The following is a 20,791-nucleotide window of genomic DNA, read 5'->3' as shown; positions in this document are numbered from 1 at the left end:
GTTCCCCTTCAGCCGAGGTCTGCCCTGCGCGCCTGGGTGCCCTTGCGCACCCTCGGCACCGCCGGCTTGTACTTGGACACCGTGGGATCTCCGGCCAGCCAGTACCGCCACGGATAGTCATGGCTGCCGCCGTCGCCGGCCACTCCCACGCGCGGCCCGCTCGCGATCAGTTCCGCCGGAACCGGCGCGGCGGGCAGAAGCAGCCCATAAGGAGGCTTGAGGAGATCGTTGCCGCTGTCCGCCGTCGTGAGCCCCAGGACGGTTGCCAGGCGGGCCGGGCCGCTGGCGAGGTCCTTGTCAGCACGGCTGGCAGGGCGGCGGGCACGGGCGAGGTCCAAGCCTTCGACCACCTCGCCGGCGCGCAGCAGCAGCGCGGAGGCGACACCGTCCGGCCCGCAGACGATGTTCGAGCAGTAGTGCATGCCGTAGGTGAAGTACACGTAAAGGTGCCCTGCCGGGCCGAACATGGGCGCATTCCGCGGCGTGCGTCCGCGGAAAGTGTGCGAGCCGGGGTCCGGTTGATGGGAATCGTGCGGGCCGAGATAGGCCTCGACTTCAGTGAGGCGCACGGAGACGGTCCCCTGGTCCGTGCTGTGGCTGAGGACCGCGCCAAGCAGCCACGGAGCCACCTCCCGTGGATCCGCGGACAACACCTCCCGGACATCGGAGGCCTGCAGCGCGCCCATGTTCCAGACCCTAGCAGAGGCGCCGCAGCCGTGTCCGATTTCCGCTAGTCCCCTGGTCGCCGGGCTGGCAGCATGGAGCCATGGACTTCTGGCAGCGCTACCGTGCGATCGACGCCCGCGACACCCGTTTCGACGGCCAGTTCGTCACGGCGGTGCGGTCCACGGGCATCTACTGCCGGCCGTCGTGCCCGGCCCGCACGCCCAAGGCCGCCAACGTGACCTTCTTCGAAACCTCCGCCGCGGCGCACGAGGCCGGCTACCGCGCGTGCAAACGGTGCCTGCCCGAGGCGGTGCCCGGTACGCCTGCCTGGAACCTGCGCTCGGATGTTGCCGGGCGGGCGATGCGGCTCATCAACGACGGCGTGGTGTCCCGTTCCGGGGTCGAGGGCCTGGCCCGGGAATTGGGATACTCCTCCCGGCAGCTGAACCGGATCCTCAGGGAAGAACTTGGCGCGGGGCCGTTGGCCCTTGCACGGGCGAGCCGCGCCCAGACGGCCCGGACGCTGCTGGTATCCACGGACATGCGCCTTGCCGACGTCGCCTTCGCGGCCGGTTTCAACAGCGTCCGTCAGTTCAACGACACCATCAGCGAAGTCTTCGCGCTGACGCCCAGTGCACTGCGGGAAAGTGCGCTGAGGGAGAGTGCGCTGAGGGATGGTTCCCGGCGGGCGGGCGAGGCTGCGAAAGCTGAAGCCTCCGCGCTGACCGTGCGGCTTCCGTTCCGGCCGCCCTTCGATCCCGGCATCTTCGATTTCCTGGCCGTGCGCGCCGTGCCTGGGATTGAGCATTCCGGCCTCGCCGACGGCATCTACTCCTATGCCCGGACGCTGCGGTTGCCGCGCTCAACGGCGCGTTTCCGGGTGGAGTTCGACGCCGGCCCGTCCGCTGCGAGGGAGCTGACCTTGTCCGTCGAAGGACTCGACCTCCACGATCTCCCGGCCCTGCTGGGACGCGTCCGCCGCCTCTTCGACCTCGACGCCGACCCGCTGGCCGTCGACGAGGTGCTGGCCGGCGACCCGCGGCTCACGGCCTCGGTACACGCGGCACCGGGCATGCGTCTGCCGGGCGCCGTGGATCCGCAGGAACTCCTGGTCCGGGCGATGATCGGCCAGCAGATCACCGTTGCCACGGCCCGGACCGCCCTGACCGGGCTGGCGTCCGCCGGCACGCCGCTTGCGGCTGACAAGGCCGGAATTCCTGACGGCGGCCATCTCACCACGCTGTTTCCCACATCCGGACAGATCGCCGACGCGGGAGCGGAGCTGCTGCGTGGGCCGCGCCGCCGCATCGACTCCCTGCTGGCCGCCGCCCGGGCGATGGCATCCGGCGAACTGGATTTCGGCTATGGCGATACGCACCTGACGCTGGCCGCAAAGCTCCTGCCGCTGCCCGGCGTCGGGCCCTGGACGGTGGGCTACGTGGCGATGCGGGTGCCCGGCGAACCGGATGTGCTTCTGGCCAATGATGCCGCGGTGCGGAACGGGCTCAAGGTGCTGCCGGATGCTTCCGGCCTGCCTGGCGATTTCGGCAACGTGAGCCCATGGCGTTCCTACGCCACCCTGCACCTGTGGCGGGCCGCCGCGGCCGGCGGTACAGCGGCTACTTCGTTGCCGGCGCGCCCGAAGGCCACGGGAGCAGTTCAGGCAACTCCACGCCGTCGGCCGCTTCGGACGCCCGCAGGCTCCCCAGCGTAGGGGTACGCCCGGCCAGCCAGGCGGCGATGTCCGTGATCATTCCGTTGACCGCGATGGAACGCGCGCCGGAACCCAAGGTGAGCTGCGGAAGGGCAAGCGGCTGGAGGACCAGCTTGATGCCCTCCGGGACACGCGCTTCGAGGAAGCGGAAGAGGTGCTCGCAGAACGTCCGGCTCCAGGTTTCCGGCCCGAATCCGGTGCCGAGGTCCCCGGTGTGGATGGTGAGTTCGCGCCACAAGGCGAGTCCGCCGTCGAACGCGGTGCCGTTGCGGTAGCTGATCGGCGCGGACCAGCCGTCCTCCCCCAACGCGTCGAAGGCCGCCAGCACGCGGGCGAAAGCGGCATCCACCGAGGCCCGGTGCTGCGCGGCGTCGTGGCCGGCGGCGAGCTCGATCTCCCGGTTGCGGCCTTCATATCCGCCGTCGTACAGTTCCACGGTTTCGCCGCGGGCGGCGAACTCAACCTGGCGGGCCATCGCATTGGCGATCCCGGCCAGGTGGGCCAGCACGTGGCCGCGGCTCCAGCCGGGCAGTTCAGAAGGGGAGGCGACAGCGGAGTCGTCAAGCTTGGCGACGACGGAAGCGGCGGTGGCGGCTGCTTTGTGGAGCTCGGCCAGGAGTGCCTGCGGTGTGATCTCGGTCATGCGGCAATGCTAGCGGGGTTTCGACAGGCTCAACCACCGGACGTCGGGACGCGACAGGCTCAACCACCGGAGACGGGACGCGACAGGCTCAACCACCGGGCCGGTTTCGACAGGCTCAACCACCGGAGACGGGACGCGACAGGCTCAACCACCGGACGTCGGTGGTCGAGCCTGTCGAGACCCGGGTTCAGCCGGAGTAGGCGCGCGCTCCCTGCAGCTCGGCCTCGAGGGCCCGCAGCTGGCGTTCGACGGCGGCCGGAGCCGTTCCGCCCTGGGAGTTGCGGCTGTTGAGCGAACCTTCCGTGGAGAGGACCGTGCGGACCTCCGGAGTCAGGTGCTCCGAGATCGCGGCGTACTCCTCGTCCGTGAGGTCCCAGAGCTCGACGTCGCGGCTTTCGGCCTGCTTCACGGCGGCACCGGAGAGCTCGTGCGCCTCGCGGAACGGCACGCCCTGCCGGACGAGCCATTCCGCGATGTCCGTGGCCAGCGCGAAGCCTTGCGGAGCCAGGGATTCCATCCGTTCGCTGTTGAACTTCAGGGTGGCGATCATGCCGGAGACGGCCGGGAGCAGCAGCTCCAGGGTGTCGGCGGCGTCGAACACCGGCTCCTTGTCCTCCTGCAGGTCGCGGTTGTACGCGAGCGGCAGGCCCTTGAGCGTTGCCAGCAGGCCGGACAGGTTGCCGATCAGGCGGCCTGCCTTGCCGCGGGCGAGCTCGGCGACATCCGGGTTCTTCTTCTGCGGCATGATCGAGGACCCCGTGGAGTACGAATCATGCAGCGTGACGAAGGAGAACTCCTTGGTGGCCCACAGGATGACTTCTTCGGAAATCCGGGAGAGGTCCACGCCGATCATGGAGCAGATCCAGGCGAACTCGGCGAAGACATCGCGGGAGGCGGTGCCGTCGATCGAGTTGTGCACTGCGGAGTAGAAGCCCAGGTCCGCGGCGACCGCTTCCGGGTCCAGGCCCAGCGACGAGCCGGCCAGGGCGCCGGAGCCGTACGGCGAGACGCCCGCCCGCTTGTCCCAGTCCTGGAGGCGCTGCACATCGCGCAGCAGGGCCCAGGCGTGGGCCAGCAGGTGGTGGCTGAGCAGGACCGGCTGGGCGTGCTGCAGGTGGGTGCGGCCCGGCATGGCCACGCCATGGTGGGCCTTGGCCTGCTCCACGAGCGCGTCCACGGTGTCCAGCACGCCGCGGGCGATCAGCCGGGCGTGGTCGCGCAGGAACATCCGGCCGAGCGTGGCCACCTGGTCGTTGCGGGAACGGCCAGCGCGCAGCTTGCCGCCCAGCTGGGTGCCGGCACGCTCGATAAGCCCGCGCTCCAGCGAGCCGTGCACGTCCTCATCGGATTCGGCCGGAAGATAGGCGCCGCTGGCGACGTCCTCGTCCAACTGGGTGAGGGCGGCCAGCATGCCTTCGAGTTCGGCGTCGTCCAGCAGCCCGGCCTTGTGCAGCACGCGGGCGTGCGCCTTGGAACCGGCGATGTCATAGCGGGCCAGCCGCCAGTCGAAGTGCGTGGACTTGCTCAGCGCGGCAAGGGCATCTGCGGGGCCGCCGGCAAAGCGGCCGCCCCACAGGGCGCCTTCGTTGGTTGCACTGGTGGTTGAGCTTGTCGAAACCTGGGTCTCGACAAGCTCGACCACCGGATCCTGGCCGGGAGTCGAATTCTGCTCAACCACCGATTTTTACTTTCCGGCTACGCGCTGGTCGCGGGTGGAGGCAACCTTGGAGGACATGCCCCACAGCTCGATGAAGCCGCGGGCCATGGACTGGTCGAAGGTGTCGCCGGTGTCGTAGGTGGCGAGGTCGAAGTCGTACAGCGAGGTGTCCGAGCGGCGGCCGTTGACGACGGCCTGGCCACCGTGCAGCACCATGCGGATGTCGCCGGAGACGTACTTCTGGGTGTCCTCGATGAAAGCGTCCAGGGAGCGCTTGAGCGGGGAGAACCACTGGCCGTCGTAGACCAGCTCGGACCAGCGCTGGCCGACGGTGGCCTTGAAGCGTGCCTGCTCGCGCTCGATGGTGACGTCCTCGAGGTGCTTGTGCGCGGTGATCAGCGCCATGGCACCCGGAGCTTCGTAGATTTCGCGGGACTTGATGCCGACGAGGCGGTCCTCGACGACGTCGATGCGGCCCACGCCCTGGGCGCCGGCGCGGCGGTTGAGTTCCTGGATGGCCTGCAGCGGGGTGACCTTGACGCCGTCGATGGCTACCGGGACGCCCTGCTCGAAGGAAATAGTGACCTCATCCGGGGCCGGCGGGAATTCCGGGGTGGCGGTGTAGTCGTAGATGTCCTTGGTGGGGGCATTCCAGATGTCCTCGAGGTAGCCGGTTTCGACGGCGCGGCCCCAGACGTTCTGATCAATCGAGTACGGGTTCTTCTTGGTGGTCTCGATCGGCAGGCCCTTTTCCTCGGCGAAGGCAATGGCCTTGTCGCGGGTCAGGGCGAGGTCGCGGACCGGGGCGATGCACTTCAGGTCCGGGCCCAGGGTCTGGATGCCGACTTCGAAGCGGACCTGGTCGTTGCCCTTGCCGGTGCAGCCGTGGGCAACCGTGGTGGCGCCGAATTCGCGGGCGGCCTTGACCAGGTGCTTGACGATGACCGGGCGGGAAATCGCCGAGACCAGCGGGTAGTGGCCCTGGTAGAGGGCGTTGGCCTTCAGCGTGGGCATGGCGTATTCGTTGGCGAACTCGTCGCGGGCGTCGGCCACGTAGGCTTCGACGGCGCCACAGCCAAGGGCACGCTGGCGGATGGTCTCCAGGGACTCGCCGCCCTGTCCGACGTCGACGGCGACGGCGATGACCTCGGCGCCGGTGGCTTCACCGATCCAGCCGATGGCTACGGACGTATCGAGGCCACCGGAGTAGGCCAGAACAATGCGCTCAGTCACGAGTGTGCTCCTTTGGGACAAATCATTGTGATTGTGAATGACTATACAGGCTTATGCGTATTTATACATACCGTCTGGCGGCTAGTTGGAATTTGATTCCGCCATCGCCAGGAAACGGGCCGCCAAGGCCTCCCCGCCCTGCGGATCACGGGAGACCAGCAGCACGGTATCGTCCCCGGCAATTGTGCCCAGAATCGAGGGCATCACGGAATGGTCGATCGCCAACGCCAGGAAGTTCGCCGCGCCGGGAGGCGTCCTGAGGACCACCAGATTGGCAGAGGCCTCCGCCGTGACAAGCAGTTCGCCGCAGAGCTTCTCCAGCCTGGCATCCAGGATTTCCTGGCCTACGCCGCTGGTGGCTGCCCGGTCGCCGCCTTCGCCCGGCACCGCGTAGACCAGCACGCCTTCGCTGCCGCGCACCCGCACGGCACCGATTTCCACGAGGTCCCGCGACAGTGTTGCCTGGGTGACCTGCACGCCGTCGTCCGCCAGCCGGGCGGCGAGCTCGGCCTGCGAGCGGACGCTCTCGCCGCGCAGGATCGCGGTGATCCGCGCCTGCCGGGCGGTCTTCGTGGCGGGGCTGCTGCCCGGCGTCGGGGGTTGTGCGGTCACTAGCCGCGCTCCCCCGCAGCGGCATCAACCGGCGCCAGGCCCTCGACGACGGCCAGTCCGGACTGGTGCATGAGCCAGGCCATGAGCGCCTTCTGCGCGTGCAGGCGGTTTTCGGCTTCGTCCCAGACGATCGACTGCGGTCCGTCGATGACGCCGGCGGAGATTTCGTAGCCGCGGTACGCCGGCAGGCAGTGCAGCACGACGGCGTCCGGTGCTGCCTGTGCCATTGCGGCCTCGTCCACGGAGTAGTCGCGGAAGAGCTGGAGCCGGGCTTCCTTTTCGGATTCCTGGCCCATGGACACCCAGGTGTCGGTGGCGACGACGTCCGCACCCTTGAGTGCTTCGGCGGCGTCCGTGGTGATGAGCACCGAGCCGCCGGTTTCGGCTGCACGGGCCTCGGCGGCGGCCACGATGTCCGCCGCGGGCAGGTAGCCCTCGGGACCGCTGATGCGCACATGCATGCCCGCGGTGACCCCGGCCAGGAGGTAGGAGTTGGCCATGTTGTTCGCGGCATCACCCAGGTAGGCCATGGTGAGGCCTGCCAGCTCGCCCTTGTGCTCCTTGACCGTAAGCAGGTCGGCCAGCAGCTGGCAGGGGTGGTAATCGTCGCAGAGGGCGTTGATGACCGGAACCTTGGAGTTTTCCGCCATGGCGACGAGGCCGGCGTGCGCCCCGGTGCGCCACACGATGGTGTGCACCATGCGCTCGAGGACCTTGGCGGTGTCCTCGACGGATTCCTTGTGCCCGATCTGCGCCTCGCCCGGGTTGATGATGAGCGCGGTGCCGCCCATGTCCGCCACGCCGGTGGCGAAGGAGACACGGGTGCGGGTGGAGGTCTTGTCGAAGATGACGGCCACCGTCTTGCGTCCACTGCCTTCGGCCGCGTAGGGCTGCACGCTGTACGGCGCGGCCTTCATGCGGGCGGCGAGTTCGAGGACCTCGGCCTGTTCGGCCGGGCTGAGGTCGGTGTCCTTGAGGAAATGGCGCGTGGTCATTGGGCGTCCTTGGCGGTCCGGGATACAGCGGTCTGGATCAGTTCGGGCAGGGCGGCCAGGAAGCGGCCGGCCTGTTCGGTAGTGAGGATCAGCGGCGGGGCCAGGCGGATGGTGCGCGGGCCGGGGCTGTTGACGATGAAACCGGCGTCGAGGCCCGCCTGCACCAGCGCCGGCGCAACATCAGCGTCCAGGTCGAAGCCGATCAGCAGGCCCTCCCCGCGGACTTCCGTGACGCCGTCGACGGCGGCCAGGCCGTCCCGCAGGAACGCACCCACGGTGCGCACGTTCTCCAGCACGCCCTGGCTTTCGATGGCATGCAGGGTGGCCAGCGCCGCGGCCGTGGCGACCGGGTTGCCGCCGAAGGTGGTGCCGTGCTGGCCCGCGGACAGCAGCGACGACACCGTGTCGCCGAAGGTGATGAGCGCACCCACCGGGAAGCCGCCGCCCAGGCCCTTGGCCAATGTAATCGCGTCCGGCACGATTCCGGCGTCCTCGCTGGCGAGCCACTTTCCGGTGCGGCCGATGCCGGTCTGGACTTCGTCCAGGATGAGCAGCGCACCGGCAGCGGTGGTCGCCTCGCGGGCCGCCTGCAGGTATTCGGCACTGAGCGGGCGGACACCCGCCTCGCCCTGGATCGGTTCGAGGAAGACGGCTGCGGTGGACTCGTCGACGGCGGCGCGCAGGGCGTCGATGTCGCCGAACGGGATGTGGACCACGCCGCCGGGCAGTGGCTCGAACGGCGTCCGGTAGGCTTCCTTCGCCGTCAGCGCGAGGGCACCCATGGTGCGCCCGTGGAAGGCGCCTTCGAGGGCGATGATCTTGCCGCGCTTGCCGTCGCCGTTGCGGCGGGCGAGCTTGAACGCAGCCTCGTTGGCCTCGGTGCCGGAGTTCGCGAAGAACACCTTGGACCCCGCCGGCGCCTTGGTCACAGCCAGCAGTTTCTCGGCGAGCGCGATCTGCGTGGGGCTGGTGAAGAAGTTGGACACATGGCCGAGCGTGGCGAGCTGGCTGGCGATCACCGAGGTGACGAAGGGGTGCGCATGGCCCATGGCATTGACGGCGATGCCGCCAAGCAGGTCCAGGTATTCCTTGCCATCGGCGTCCCAGACGAGGCAGCCTGCGCCGCGCACCAGGACGCGCTGCGGGGTGCCGAAGACGCCCATCAGTGACGAAGAGTAGCGGGAAAGCCACTCGGCGCCGCTGCCGTGGCCCTTGGTTTCGACAAGCTCAACCACCGGGGTTTCGACAGGCTCGGTTTCGACAGGCTCAACCACCGGGCTCTGGTGATCGAGCTTGTCGAGATCTTCGACGTTACTCATGACTCTTCCTCTGAATCGGGAACAACCTGCGTGCCGATGCCCGCGGTCGTGAAGGTTTCCAGCAGCATCGAGTGCGCCAGGCGGCCATCCACGATGTGCGCGCGCTCCACGCCGTCGTCGATCGCCTTGAGGCACGCCGCCATCTTGGGGATCATGCCGGACTCCAGGGACGGGAGCATGTCCCGCAGTTCGGAAGCGGTCAGCGAGGAAATCAGCGAGGACTTGTCCGGCCAGTTGGCGTACAGGCCTTCGACATCGGTGAGGATCACCAGCTTGGACGCGCCCAGGGCGGAGGCGACGGCGGCCGCGGCGGTGTCCGCGTTGACGTTCAGGACCTGCCCGGTGGTCTGCCAGCCGGAACCCGCCCCCGATGCGGAGGCGTCGCCGTCGTACGTGATTTCCGGGGCGACCGTCGAGATCACGGGGATGCGGCCGGCGTCGAGGATGTCCTTGATCCCGGCCGGATCCACGCCCACCACCTCGCCCACCAGGCCGAGGTCCACTTCCTCGCCGTCCACCACGGTGCCGGTGCGCACGGCGCGCAGCAGCCCGCCGTCTTCGCCGGACATGCCGACGGCGTAGGGGCCATGCGAGTTGATCAGGCCCACCAGTTCGCGCCCCACCTGGCCGGTGAGGACCATGCGGACCACATCCATGGCCTCGGGCGTCGTGACCCGCAGGCCGCCTTTGAACTCGGATTCGATGCCTAGCCGGCCCAGCATGGAGTTGATCTGCGGGCCGCCGCCGTGCACCACCACGGGGTGGATGCCCACGTGGTGGAGGAAGACGATGTCCTCGGCGAAGGCGCGGCGCAGTTCATCGTTGACCATGGCGTTGCCGCCGTACTTGATGACCATGGTGCTTCCGGCAAAGCGCTGGATCCAGGGCAGTGCCTCGATCAGCGTTGCCGCCTTGTCCTGGGCGGCCGCCATGGAGGTGGTCTCGCGGGTATGGGCGTTCACGGGCTCTCCTGCCTGATGCCTAGCTCGAGTAGGCGCTGTTCTCGTGCACGTAGTCGTGCGTGAGGTCGTTGGTCCAGATGGTGGCTTCGGCGTCGCCGGCCTGCAGGTCGATGTCCACACGCACCTCGCGCGGTTCGAGGTCCACCAGGTTCCGGTCTTCGCCGATACCGCCGTTGCGGCAGATCTGCACGCCGTTGATGGCCACGTTGAGCTGGTCCGCTTCGAAGGCGGCATCGGTGGTGCCGACGGCGGAAAGCACGCGGCCCCAGTTGGGGTCCTTGCCGAAGATGGCGGCCTTGAAGAGGTTGGAGCGGGCCACGGCCCGGCTGACCACTTCGGCGTCGCGTTCGCTGGCGGCGTTGAAGGTGCGGATGGCGATGTCGTGGCTGGCGCCCTCGGCGTCGCCGATCAGCTTGCGGGCCAGTTCGGCGCATACCTGGGTGAGGCCCGCGCCGAGCTGCTCGGCGGAGGGGACGGCGTCGGAGGCACCGGAGGCGAGCAGGACCACGGTGTCGTTGGTGGACATGCAGCCGTCGGAGTCGGCGCGGTCGAAGGTGACGCGCGTGGCGTCCCGCAGGACGACGTCGAGCAGTTCCGCCGGGACCTGGGCGTCCGTGGTGAGGACCACGAGCATGGTGGCGAGGCCCGGTGCCAGCATTCCGGCACCCTTGGCGATGCCGCCGATGGTGAATTCGCGGCCCTCGGCGTCGGTCCCGGCGAACACGGCTTCCTTGGAGACCGTATCCGTGGTCATGATCGCGGCGGCGGCAGCGGAGCCGCCGTCTTCGGACAGTTCCGCTGCGGCGGCTTCGACGCCGGGCAGCAGCTTGTCCATGGGCAGTTGCTCGCCGATGAGGCCGGTGGAGCAGACCACGACGTCGGAGGCCGAGATGCCGAGGAGCTCCGCCACTTTTTCGGCGGTGGCGTGCGTGTTCTGGAAGCCCTGCGGGCCGGTGCATGCATTGGCACCGCCGGAGTTCAGGACGACGGCGTCCACCCGGCCGTCGGAGACCACCTGGCGGGACCAGTGCACGGGAGCGGCGGCCACACGGTTGGACGTGAAAACGGCGGCGGCGGCCTTGAGCGGGCCGTCGTTGACCACGAGGGCGAGGTCCGGGTTGCCGGAGGCCTTGATGCCGGCCTTGACGCCGGCGGCGCGGAATCCCTTGGGTGCGGTGATGGTCACGGTGCGACTCCTTGCAGGTTCAGGCCGGCGTTTTCGTCCAGGCCGAGGGCGATGTTCATGGACTGCACGGCACCGCCGGCGGTTCCCTTGGCGAGATTGTCGATGGCGCAGGTGACGATCACGCGGCCGGCGTGCTCGTCGAACGCCAGCTGCATGACGGCGTGGTTGGAGCCCTGCACGGACTTCGTGGCCGGCCACTGGCCTTCCGGCAGCAGGTGGACGAAGGGCTCGCCGTCGTACGCATCGGACCAGGCCTGGCGGAGTTCGGCAGCCGTGACGCCGGGCTTCACCTTGGCGGTGGCGGTGGTCAGGATGCCGCGGCTCATCGGGGCGAGGGTGGGCGTGAAGGACACCGTGACCTGCTCCCCTGCGGCGTTGGACAGGCCCTGTTCGATTTCGGGGGTGTGACGGTGCCCGCCGCCCACGCCGTAGGGGCTCATGGAGCCCATGACTTCCGAGCCGATGAGGTTGACCTTCGCTGCCTTGCCCGCACCCGAGGTGCCGGACGCGGAGACGATCACGACGTCGTCGGGCTGCAGGAGCTTTCCGGCGAACCCCGGCGTCAGGGCCAGGAGGGCCGAGGTCGGGTAGCAGCCGGGCACGGCGATGCGCTTGGCGCCCTTGAGCTTCTCGCGCTGGCCGGGGAGTTCCGGAAGGCCGTACGGCCAAGTGCCCGCGTGGGCGGAACCGTAGAACTTTTCCCAGGCAGCGGGGTCTTCGAGGCGGTGGTCCGCACCGGCGTCGATCACCACGGTGCCCTCCGGCAGCTGCGCGGCGATCTCCGCGGAGGCGCCGTGCGGCAGGGCCAGGAACACGACATCATGTCCGGCGAGGTTTTCCACCGAGGTGTCTTCGAGGATCCGGCTGGCCAAACCGTGGAGATGCGGCTGCAACTCCCCTAGTCTGGAACCGGCATTGCTGTGCGCCGTGATGGCGCCGATGGTGACGTTCGGATGCCCGGCAAGGATGCGCAGCACTTCCCCGCCGGCGTAACCGCTGGCCCCGGACACGGCAACAGAAATAGTCATGGCAACACTGTACAGGAAAACTATGCATAGTTGCCGATATTTATGCATGCCTGCCGTCGGGACACTGTGACCCATGCAACGTGGGCGTATCCTGAGTGAAGGGTGATCCAGACCGTGCAGTCCGAACGTCGGCTGCAGCGTTGCCCGTTACTGATTCGGGGCAAGCACACCATGGCACCCACTTCCACCGCTGAGCGCCCGAAAACACGCGCCATCCAGCCCAACCCGATGGTCCGCAGCTACGCCGACCTCCTCAAGAACATCCGCGCCGAGGGACTCCTGGAACGCCGCCGGGGTTTCTATATCTGGCTCTTCGCCGCACTCATGGCCCTGATGGCCGCCACCTGGCTGGGCTTCGCCCTGCTGGGCGATTCCTGGTACCAGCTCCTCATCGCCGCCGCCGTTGGTGTCGTCTGCACCCAACTGAGCTTCCTGGCACACGAGGCCGGGCACAAACAGATCTTCGCCTCCCGCAAAGCCAACGACTGGTCCGCACGCCTCCTGGCCACCGGGATCGCCGGCATCAGTTACGCCTGGTGGGAGCAGAAACACGGCGCCCACCACAACCATCCCAATGTCATTTCCAAGGATCCGGACATCAAGAACAACGCCCTGGTGTTCCACGCGGATGCTGCGGCCGCCCGCAACGGGCGATTCGCCTTCCTGACCCGCAAACAAGGCTGGTTCTTCTTTCCCCTTCTCGGCCTGTTGGGCATCAGCCTGCAGTACGACTCGTTGCGCTTCATCCTGGGCCGCGGCAACGTCAAGCACCGCTGGGTGGAAGCCCCTATCCTGCTCGCGCGGCTCCTGCTCCTTCCCGTGCTTGCCTTCAGCTTCTTGCCTTTGGGCATGGCTTTCGCTTTCCTCGGCGTGCAGATCGTGGTGTACGGCTTCTACATGGGGGCTTCCTTTGCTCCAAACCACAAGGGAATGCCGGTCCTGCCGGCGGACACACGGGTGGACTTCCTGAGCCGCCAGGTCCTGACCTCGCGGAACATTTCCGGCGGCCTCTTCATGGACTTCCTCCTGGGCGGGCTGAACCGCCAGGTGGAACACCACTTGTTTCCGGACATGGCGCGCCCGCAACTGCACCGCGCGGCGGCCATCGTGCGGAGCTTCTGCGCCTCGCATTCCATTCCCTACACCGAGACCACGTTGATGCAGTCCTACGGCATCGTGGTGCGCTACCTCAACGAGGTCGGCCTGTCAGCGGGCCGCGGCTTCGACTGCCCCTTTGCTGCCACGCACGGCCGCTACTGAGAAAGCCCTGCGGGCACTTTCCCAGACTCCGTCCCTAGGATGGGTCAGGTGGACCGGGCGCGGAAACACCTGCCCGGAGCAAAGGAGAGCCATGACGCACGCCATCATTGCCCGGCAACCCGGAGGACCCGAAGTACTCGAATACCGCGACGCGGAAACCCCGGTGGCAGGGCCGGGCCAGCTCCTGGTGAAGGTCGCCGCCACAGGCGTGAACTTCATCGAGACCTACCAGCGCAGCGGCCTCTACAAGGTGGATTTCCCCTTTGTGCCCGGCGCGGAGTGCTCCGGAACCGTGGAAGCCGTGGGCGACGGCGTCGAACTCTTCAAGGTCGGCGACCGGGTGGCCACCGCTGAAGGTGCCCGCAGCTACGCCGGGTACACGGTCATCGACGAGCAGAAGGCACTGCCGGTTCCGGACGGCGTCGACGACTTCACCGCTGCCGCGCTGCCGCTTCAGGGCATGACGGCCCACTACCTGATGAACTCTTCCTTCCGGGTGGAGCCGGGCCAGACGGTGCTCGCCCACGCCGGCGCGGGCGGCGTCGGACTGCTGCTCACCCAGCTGCTCAAGGCGCGCGGCGCGCGCGTCATCACCACGGTGTCCTCGGACGAAAAGGAGGCGCTGTCCCGCGAGGCCGGCGCCGACGTCGTGCTCCGCTATGACGGCTTCGCAGCGAAGGTGCGCGAACTCACCGACGGCGAGGGCGTGCACGCGGTGTTCGACGGCGTCGGCAAGGACACCTTCGACGCCTCGCTGGAGAGCCTGCGCATCCGCGGCACGCTGGTCCTGTACGGGGCGGCGTCCGGTCCGGTTCCGCCGTTCGACCCGCAGCGCCTCAACTCCGGCGGTTCGCTCAGCGTCACCCGCCCCACCCTGGGCCACTTCCTGCAAAACGCCCAGGAACGCCACTGGCGTTCGGCCGAAATCTTCGACGCCGCCGCGAAGGGCACGCTCAAGGTCCGGATCGGCGCCCGCTACCCGCTGCCGGAAGCCGCGCAGGCACACCGGGACCTCGAAGGCCGCAAGACCACCGGCAAGGTGCTGCTGGTTCCGTAAATGACGCAACGGTTACGCCATGGCGATTCGTAGCATCATTTGTTCACCTTGGTGGGAAAAACTCGTGGGGTGACCCATGAGCAAAACATCACGATGGACAACGCCGACCGCGTGCCCACGTACCTCCCGCAGTTCCCCGGCGCCGCCGCGGCACCCCCGCAACGCACCCTGGTGGACATCCTCGAAGCCACCGCGGCCAGCTTTCCCGAGGCCTCAGCGCTCGACGACGGCACCAAGTCGCTGAGCTATGCCGAACTCCTGGCCGCGGTGCGCGCCTTCGGCCGGGTCCTGCACGGCAAGGGCCTTGGCGCCGGGCACAAGATCGGGGTGCGGATCCCCTCGGGCACCAACGAGCTCTACGTGGCGATCCTCGGCATCCTGCTGGTGGGCGCAGCCTACGTTCCGGTGGACGCGGACGATCCCGAGGAGCGTGCCCGGCTGGTCTTCGGCGAGGCACAGGTGGCCGCCGTGGTCACGGCGGGCCTGGCCGTGGACGTACGCGGCGAGCGCCCGGCGCCGTTCCCGGCCCCGCGCAAACCGCGCCTGGATGACGACTCCTGGATCATTTTCACTTCGGGTTCCACGGGCACCCCGAAGGGCGTGGCCGTGCAGCACCGCTCGTCCGCGGCGTTCGTGGACGCCGAGGCCCGGCTCTTCCTGCAGGCCGAGCCGATCGGGCCGCAGGACCGCGTGCTCGCCGGGCTGTCCGTGGCCTTCGATGCTTCCTGCGAGGAAATGTGGCTGGCCTGGCGCCATGGCGCGTGCCTGGTGCCGGCCCCGCGCGCGCTGGTGCGCTCCGGGATGGACCTTGGACCGTGGCTCATCAACCACGGCATTTCCGTGGTATCCACCGTCCCCACTCTCGCTGCCCTGTGGCCCGCCGAAGCCCTTGAGAACGTCCGGCTGCTGATTTTCGGTGGCGAGGCCTGCCCGCCGGAGCTGGCCGAACGCCTCGCCGTGGACGGCCGCGAAGTCTGGAACACCTACGGGCCCACCGAAGCGACCGTGGTTGCCTGCGCGGCTCCGCTGGGCGGACCCGGCCCCGTGCGCATCGGCTTGCCGCTGGACGGTTGGGACCTCGCCGTCGTCGATCCTTCCGGCGTTCCGGTGCCGGAAGGCGAAACGGGCGAGCTGATCATCGGCGGCGTGGGCCTGGCCCGCTACCTGGACCCGGCCAAGGACGCCGAAAAGTACGCCCCGATGCCCACGCTCGGCTGGGAGCGCGCCTACCGTTCCGGAGACCTGGTCCGCTACGAGCGCGAAGGCCTGATCTTCCAGGGCCGCGCCGATGAGCAGGTGAAGCTGGGCGGGCGCCGGATCGAACTCGGCGAGGTGGACGCGGCGCTGCAGGCCCTGCCCGGCATCGCCGGTGCCGCCGCCGCAGTACGCACGACGGCGGCCGGGAACCAGATCCTGGTGGGTTACCTTGCGCCGGCGGACGGTGTGGAGCCCGACCTCGCAGCGGCCCGTGCCTTGCTGGCCGAAAGCCTGCCGGCGGCGCTGGTGCCGCTGCTCGCCGTCGTGGATTCCCTGCCCACGAAGACCAGCGGCAAGGTGGACCGCCACGCGCTCCCCTGGCCCCTGCCCGGCGCGGCCGCGGCCGATGCGGACAAGGCGCCGCTGAACCTCCCGAATGACGCCGCCTGGATCGTTGAACAGTGGGAAGCGGTGCTGGGCTCCCCCGTGACGTCCCTGGACGCCGACTTCTTCGCCTACGGCGGCGGCTCGCTCGCCGCGGCCCAGCTCGTCTCCGCGCTGCGTGTCCGCTACCCCACCATCACGGTGGCCGAAATCTACGCGACCCCGCGCGTGGGCGCCCTCATCGAAGCCGCCCGGCAGTCACTGCCCGACGGCGGCAGCCCGGCTCCCGCCGTCGAACGCTCCGTGCGCCCCACCGCGGCGAAGTCGCAGCTGTTCCAGACGCTCATGGGCGTCTTCCTGAATATCCTCACTGGCATGCGCTGGCTGACCTACCTGATGGCCGCCAACCGCCTGCTCGCCGACCTCGCCGGGTTCTCGGCCGCCCCCGTGGTGTCCTGGTGGTGGATCCTGGCCTCCTGGCTGGTGTTCGTCAGCCCCCTGGGTCGCATGGCCATCGCGGTAGCCGCCGCCAGGATCCTGCTGCGCGGCGTCACGCCGGGCAGCTATCCCCGCTCGGGCAAAGTGCACCTGCGGCTGTGGCTCGCCGAACAGATCCAGGACCTCGCCGGCGCCGTCAGCCTGGCCAGCGCGCCATGGGTGCCGTACTACGCCCGGGCGCTGGGTGCGAAGATCGGCAATAACGTGCACCTGCACTCGGTTCCGCCGGTCACCGGCATGCTGAGCCTGGGCAGTGGCAGCAATATCGAGCCCGAGGTGGACCTGTCCGGCTGGTGGGTGGACGGCGATTCCGTGCACATCGGCGAAATCCGGATCGGTGCCGGAGCCACGGTGGGGGCCCGCAGCACCCTCATGCCGGGTACGAGCATCGGCGCCGGCGCCCGCGTGGAGCCCGGCTCCGCGGTGCCGGGCAAGGTGAAGGCCGGGCACCTGGTGGCCGGCTCCCCGGCCGAACGGCGCGGCAAGGCGAAGAACGACTGGCCGGAAGCGCCGTCGTCGTCCACCTCTGCCCGGCGGCTGTGGTTCGCTGCCTTCGCCGGCGCCTCCGCGCTCCTGGCCCTGATCCCCTACGTGTCGGCGTTCGCCGGCGCCCTGGTGGTGCTCGCCTTTATCCGCGGGAAGTCCTCGCTGCAGGCGGCACTGCCCGAACTCCTGCTCTCGGTGCCCTTCGCCGCCCTGGCCTGGTTCCTGTGCAACCTCCTCCTCATCCTGGCCGTCACCCGTTTGCTCGGGCTCGGCCTGAAGGAAGGCTATTACCGCGTGCACAGCCGTGCCGGCTGGCAGGTGTGGGCCACCGAACGGGTCCTGGACCTGGCCCGCGACCTCCTGTTCCCCGTCTATGCCAGCCTCTTCACTCCCGTGTGGCTGCGCCTGCTGGGAGCGAAGGTGGGCCGCAATGTCGAGGCGTCCACGGTGTTGTTGCTGCCGAAGATGACGACCATCGGCGACGGCGCATTCCTGGCCGACGACACCATGGTGGCCTCCTACGAACTGGGCGGCGGATGGATCAAGATCGCCCCGGCCAAGATCGGCAAGCGCTCCTTCCTGGGCAACTCGGGCATGACGGCGGCCGGGCGCAGCGTTCCCAAGAACTCGCTGGTCGCCGTGCTCTCCGCGACGCCGGCCAAGGCAAAGTCCGGTACCTCCTGGTTGGGCAGTCCGCCGGTCCGGCTCCGCCGCACCGTGGTCGACGCCGACAAGAGCCTCACCTTCAATCCGCCGGCCGCACTCAAGATCCGGCGCGGGCTATGGGAACTGTGCCGCCTGGTTCCGGTCGTCCTGACGGCGGGGATCGCCGTCGGGATCATGCTGGTGCTGGACTGGATCGCCTCTGCCACCTCGTATTGGCTGGCCGCCCTGCTGGGCGGCGTGGTGATGCTGCTGGCCGGCGCGGTGGCTGCGCTGAGCTCGGTGCTCGCCAAGTGGCTCCTGGTGGGCCGGATCAAGGCCGGCGAACACCCGCTGTGGAGTTCCTTCATCTGGCGCAACGAAGTAGTGGACACCTTCATCGAAATGGTGAGCGCTCCATGGTTCGCCCGCGCCGCCGCCGGAACGCCCGCCCTCGTGTGGTGGCTGCGGGCCTTGGGCGCGAAAATCGGCCGCGGCACCTGGTGCGAAAGCTACTGGCTGCCCGAAGCCGACCTTGTCACGCTCGGCCGCAGCTCCACCGTGAACCGTGGTTGCGTGGTGCAGACCCACCTGTTCCACGACCGGATCATGGCGATCGACAGCGTGACACTCGAAGACGGCGCCACCATGGGCCCGCACGGCGTCATTCTGCCGCAAGCGAGCATCGGCAACGGCGGCACGGTGGGACCGGCGTCGCTCGTGATGCGCGGTGAGGCCGTCCCCGCTGGTACGTACTGGATGGGCAACCCCGTCAGCCCTTGGACAGGGCCGTAACGTGCGCCGGCCCGTCGGATGTGGGCCGTGCCGGCCGGTAGCGTAGACAGCATGACCCGCCACGAGACAGCCCCACGGCCGGATGCCAAGGACCCCTACACACTCCAGCATGGAAGCCTGGCGTACCGCGTGGAGCGCTATGAGCTGGACCTGGACTATGCCCTGGGGAGCAACCGGCTCAGCGGCCGGGCGGTGCTCCGCTGCGTGGCCCTTGAGGATGCCCAGCAGATCGTGCTCGACCTGGTGGGCCTGAAGGCGAGCAAGGTGCTGCTGGACGGGAAGAAAGTACCCAAGTTCGGCGCCCGGGGCGAACACCTGGCCATCACCGCCAAGGAGCCCCTCAAGGCCGGCCGGGCATTCACCCTGGACATCCGCTATGACGGCAACCCCCGGCCGCGGCGCGGGCTGTGGGGCGAGGTCGGCTGGGAGGAACTCGAAGACGGCGTGCTTGTCGCCGGGCAACCCAACGGCGCGGCGTCCTGGTTCCCGTGCAATGACCATCCCCGCCACAAGTCCGGCTACCTGATCAGTGTGACGACCGACGCCGACTACCGCGCCGTCTGCAACGGGCGCCTCATCTCGCACAGCCGCAAGTCCAGCCGCGAGACCTGGGTGTACGAACAGCTGGAACCGATGGCAACGTACCTGGCTACCGTGCAGATCGGCCGCTACGAACTCCTGCCGGCCGGTCCGGAACCCGAGCGCCTGCACCACACGGACACGCCGCGGCCGGCCACGGTTCCGCAGCACATCGCCGTGACGCGCCCCATGGCCGCCGAGGCCCGTGAAGGCCTGGCCCGGCAGCGCGACATGATGCGCACCTTCGTGGATTGCTTCGGCCCTTATCCCTTCCAAGAATACACGGCCGTGGTCACCGAGGACGAGCTGGAGATCCCGCTGGAGGCCCAGACCCTGTCCATCTTCGGCCGCAACCACATGTCCCCGGACTGGGAAGCCCAGCGGCTGATCGCCCACGAACTGTCCCACCAGTGGTTCGGCAACTCGCTGACCGTTTCCAGCTGGAAGGACATCTGGCTGCACGAAGGCTTCGCCTGCTACGCGGAATGGATCTGGTCCGAGGAAGCCGGGGCCATGTCCCTCGCGGACCGCGCCGCGGCAGCCTGGCGGAAGCTCGACGGCGAAGCCCAGGACCTGCTGGTCGGCGACCCCGGGCCGAAGCTGATGTTCGATGACCGTGTCTACAAGCGCGGCGCCCTGGCCCTGCACGCGGTTCGGACGGCATGCGGTGACGAAGCGTTCTTTGGACTCCTGCGCCGCTGGACGGCGGAGTTCAAGCACGGCTCCGTGAGCACCGCGGATTTCGTGGCCACAGCCGACGGCTTCGTGCCGGGCCTGGATTGTGCTGCCGTGTTGGAACCCTGGCTCTACCGCAAGGCCCTGCCGCCGCTGGCTGAATAAGGCCGGTCAGGGCGCTACTCAAAAGAGCGCGACTCAATAGAGCGCGACGGCGGCCACCAGTGTTTCCGCTATCGGTGCCGTGAGCTCCAGGCCGGGTTCGCTGCCGTCCAGCGCGATGTCCGCCAATCCCTGGAGCTCCAGCACCTCCACCGTAGCGGGGTCGCGGCGCAGGCCGTCGCCGCTGCGCTTCAGCCAGGCCTCCTTCCGCGCCCAGAGCCGGGCCCGGCCCAACGCCTGTTCATCCGAGGGGAGCCCTTGCACCCAGGCCCGCTCACGCGCCGTCAGCGCGACGCCGTCGAAGCCGTCAAAGGCCACCTTTGTGCTGTCCTCCAGGTCCGTTCCCAGCCGCACGCCCGGTTCCGGATGCACGACGCCGGCCAGCAGCACCCTGCCCACCGCCCGGGAGGCGCTGAGCAGCAATGGCGCAGCTCCGCCGTCGAGCAGGAAGGCCGGGCGGCCATGTCCGGCATCCGGACCGCAGCGCGGGCAGTCATAGCGCGCTTCCAGCCGCGCGGGGTCGACGTCCAGGAGGCCGGCCGCGAAAAGCAGGAGCGCTGCCCGTCCCGCGAGGAACTCCGAGCGGCCACGTTCCTGCACGAAAGCGGCTGCCCGTTCCCCCGCCGCCGCATGGACGGCGGCAAGGACGCCGGGTGGCGCCGCTACGGCGTCGAGCGCTTCCAAGCGTAGTGCCACGCCGTCCATCCCACCTCCGGAGTCATGCCCTCCATGCAACCGTAGCGCTTCGGAACGTACCGCTGCGCACGACAAAGAATGGTCCCCGCGGCGGACGTGAACTGCTCCCCGGAAGTTGGACTGAGAAATTCAGTTCCGACTCCCGGGGAGCAGTTTTATGCACGTACGTAGTTCATTGGCCGCAGCACAGCGTGAGGCGGCTGTAGCGTTGTTTGATGAGGGCATCGGGTACAAAGCGGCGGCCAGGTTACTGGGTGTCTCCAGTACGCCGGTCAAGTCGCTGTATCGGCGGTGGAGGATTCATGGGCAAGGGGTGTTGGTGACCAAGCCGACGAAACACTCGTA

The 20,791-nt window shown here is 68.7% G+C and carries 17 protein-coding genes; 6 read left to right on the top strand and 11 right to left on the bottom strand.

Annotated elements, in window-relative coordinates:
• Nucleotides 1-8 precede the first annotated feature (8 nt).
• On the bottom strand, nucleotides 9-686 hold the full coding sequence (locus BIU82_RS09495; RefSeq protein ID WP_070349234.1) for a DNA-3-methyladenine glycosylase: 678 nt from the start codon (nucleotides 684-686) through the stop codon (nucleotides 9-11).
• A gap of 80 nt (nucleotides 687-766) precedes the next feature.
• On the opposite strand from BIU82_RS09495, the gene BIU82_RS09490 reads away from it, so the two are divergent.
• Nucleotides 767-2,380: an AlkA N-terminal domain-containing protein gene (locus tag BIU82_RS09490; protein WP_070349233.1), complete on the top strand. Its 1,614-nt coding sequence runs from the start codon at nucleotides 767-769 to the stop codon at nucleotides 2,378-2,380.
• Here the strand turns inward: BIU82_RS09490 and BIU82_RS09485 are convergent.
• The 9 genes from BIU82_RS09485 to argC form a co-directional block, all read right to left on the bottom strand.
• Nucleotides 2,286-3,023, bottom strand: coding sequence for a maleylpyruvate isomerase family mycothiol-dependent enzyme (locus BIU82_RS09485; protein ID WP_070349232.1), 738 nt, complete (start codon nucleotides 3,021-3,023; stop codon nucleotides 2,286-2,288). The two genes, BIU82_RS09490 and BIU82_RS09485, sit on opposite strands and share 95 nt — an antisense overlap.
• A gap of 187 nt (nucleotides 3,024-3,210) precedes the next feature.
• Nucleotides 3,211-4,665 (bottom strand): argininosuccinate lyase, encoded by a 1,455-nt coding sequence (gene argH, locus BIU82_RS09480; RefSeq protein ID WP_070349240.1) that lies wholly within the window; start codon nucleotides 4,663-4,665, stop codon nucleotides 3,211-3,213.
• 42 nt (nucleotides 4,666-4,707) lie between these two features.
• A complete protein-coding gene (locus tag BIU82_RS09475; protein WP_070349231.1) occupies nucleotides 4,708-5,913 on the bottom strand; it encodes an argininosuccinate synthase in 1,206 nt (401 codons plus the stop codon).
• A gap of 81 nt (nucleotides 5,914-5,994) precedes the next feature.
• Nucleotides 5,995-6,525: an arginine repressor gene (locus tag BIU82_RS09470; RefSeq protein ID WP_070349230.1), complete on the bottom strand. Its 531-nt coding sequence runs from the start codon at nucleotides 6,523-6,525 to the stop codon at nucleotides 5,995-5,997.
• Nucleotides 6,525-7,520 carry an ornithine carbamoyltransferase gene (gene argF / locus BIU82_RS09465; protein WP_070349229.1) on the bottom strand — a complete coding sequence of 332 codons (996 nt, stop codon included), beginning with the start codon at nucleotides 7,518-7,520 and terminating at the stop codon, nucleotides 6,525-6,527. Before argF ends, BIU82_RS09470 begins: the two co-directional genes overlap by 1 nt.
• Nucleotides 7,517-8,839: an acetylornithine transaminase gene (locus BIU82_RS09460; protein WP_083292271.1), complete on the bottom strand. Its 1,323-nt coding sequence runs from the start codon at nucleotides 8,837-8,839 to the stop codon at nucleotides 7,517-7,519. Before BIU82_RS09460 ends, argF begins: the two co-directional genes overlap by 4 nt.
• Nucleotides 8,836-9,801, bottom strand: coding sequence for an acetylglutamate kinase (argB, locus tag BIU82_RS09455; protein WP_070349228.1), 966 nt, complete (start codon nucleotides 9,799-9,801; stop codon nucleotides 8,836-8,838). The genes BIU82_RS09460 and argB overlap by 4 nt, the downstream gene beginning before the upstream one ends.
• Before the next feature lie 19 nt (nucleotides 9,802-9,820).
• Nucleotides 9,821-10,987: a bifunctional glutamate N-acetyltransferase/amino-acid acetyltransferase ArgJ gene (gene argJ, locus BIU82_RS09450; protein WP_070349227.1), complete on the bottom strand. Its 1,167-nt coding sequence runs from the start codon at nucleotides 10,985-10,987 to the stop codon at nucleotides 9,821-9,823.
• Nucleotides 10,984-12,015, bottom strand: coding sequence for an N-acetyl-gamma-glutamyl-phosphate reductase (gene argC / locus BIU82_RS09445; RefSeq protein WP_070349226.1), 1,032 nt, complete (start codon nucleotides 12,013-12,015; stop codon nucleotides 10,984-10,986). Before argC ends, argJ begins: the two co-directional genes overlap by 4 nt.
• Before the next feature lie 171 nt (nucleotides 12,016-12,186).
• Between argC and BIU82_RS09440 the strand changes: the two genes are divergently transcribed.
• From BIU82_RS09440 to BIU82_RS09425, 4 genes are all read left to right on the top strand, one after another.
• Nucleotides 12,187-13,275, top strand: coding sequence for an acyl-CoA desaturase (locus BIU82_RS09440; RefSeq protein WP_070349225.1), 1,089 nt, complete (start codon nucleotides 12,187-12,189; stop codon nucleotides 13,273-13,275).
• Between the two features lie 91 nt (nucleotides 13,276-13,366).
• A complete protein-coding gene (locus BIU82_RS09435) occupies nucleotides 13,367-14,332 on the top strand; it encodes a quinone oxidoreductase (RefSeq protein WP_070349224.1) in 966 nt (321 codons plus the stop codon).
• Nucleotides 14,333-14,425: 93 nt separating this feature from the next.
• Nucleotides 14,426-18,334, top strand: a complete 3,909-nt coding sequence (locus BIU82_RS09430) for a Pls/PosA family non-ribosomal peptide synthetase (protein WP_070349223.1) — start codon at nucleotides 14,426-14,428, stop codon at nucleotides 18,332-18,334.
• A gap of 51 nt (nucleotides 18,335-18,385) precedes the next feature.
• Complete coding sequence (locus tag BIU82_RS09425) at nucleotides 18,386-19,753, top strand: M1 family metallopeptidase (RefSeq protein ID WP_070349222.1); 1,368 nt, start codon at nucleotides 18,386-18,388, stop codon at nucleotides 19,751-19,753.
• 33 nt (nucleotides 19,754-19,786) lie between these two features.
• Here the strand turns inward: BIU82_RS09425 and BIU82_RS09420 are convergent, their stop codons facing one another.
• Nucleotides 19,787-20,446 carry a 4'-phosphopantetheinyl transferase superfamily protein gene (locus BIU82_RS09420; protein ID WP_253182734.1) on the bottom strand — a complete coding sequence of 220 codons (660 nt, stop codon included), beginning with the start codon at nucleotides 20,444-20,446 and terminating at the stop codon, nucleotides 19,787-19,789.
• Nucleotides 20,447-20,603: 157 nt separating this feature from the next.
• Here BIU82_RS09420 and BIU82_RS19670 point away from each other — a divergent pair.
• Nucleotides 20,604-20,791 (top strand): helix-turn-helix domain-containing protein (locus tag BIU82_RS19670; RefSeq protein ID WP_139146518.1); only part of this gene is annotated, 188 nt, incomplete at its 3' end.

The organism is Arthrobacter sp. SW1 (assembly GCF_001766675.1).
Lineage (GTDB): Bacteria > Actinomycetota > Actinomycetes > Actinomycetales > Micrococcaceae > Arthrobacter.
This window is presented reverse-complemented; position numbering and strand designations above follow the sequence as displayed.

Bases quoted from the DNA above. Each gene is read 5' to 3' on its own strand.
- BIU82_RS09485 (WP_070349232.1), bottom strand. From the start codon at position 3,023: ATGACCGAGATCACACCGCAGGCACTCCTGGCCGAGCTCCACAAAGCA.
- argC (WP_070349226.1), bottom strand. From the start codon at position 12,015: ATGACTATTTCTGTTGCCGTGTCCGGGGCCAGCGGTTACGCCGGCGGG.
- BIU82_RS09490 (WP_070349233.1), top strand. From the start codon at position 767: ATGGACTTCTGGCAGCGCTACCGTGCGATCGACGCCCGCGACACCCGT.
- BIU82_RS09460 (WP_083292271.1), bottom strand. From the start codon at position 8,839: ATGAGTAACGTCGAAGATCTCGACAAGCTCGATCACCAGAGCCCGGTG.
- BIU82_RS09435 (WP_070349224.1), top strand. From the start codon at position 13,367: ATGACGCACGCCATCATTGCCCGGCAACCCGGAGGACCCGAAGTACTC.
- BIU82_RS09495 (WP_070349234.1), bottom strand. From the start codon at position 686: ATGGGCGCGCTGCAGGCCTCCGATGTCCGGGAGGTGTTGTCCGCGGAT.
- BIU82_RS09440 (WP_070349225.1), top strand. From the start codon at position 12,187: ATGGCACCCACTTCCACCGCTGAGCGCCCGAAAACACGCGCCATCCAG.
- argF (WP_070349229.1), bottom strand. From the start codon at position 7,520: ATGACCACGCGCCATTTCCTCAAGGACACCGACCTCAGCCCGGCCGAA.
- BIU82_RS09425 (WP_070349222.1), top strand. From the start codon at position 18,386: ATGACCCGCCACGAGACAGCCCCACGGCCGGATGCCAAGGACCCCTAC.
- BIU82_RS09430 (WP_070349223.1), top strand. From the start codon at position 14,426: ATGGACAACGCCGACCGCGTGCCCACGTACCTCCCGCAGTTCCCCGGC.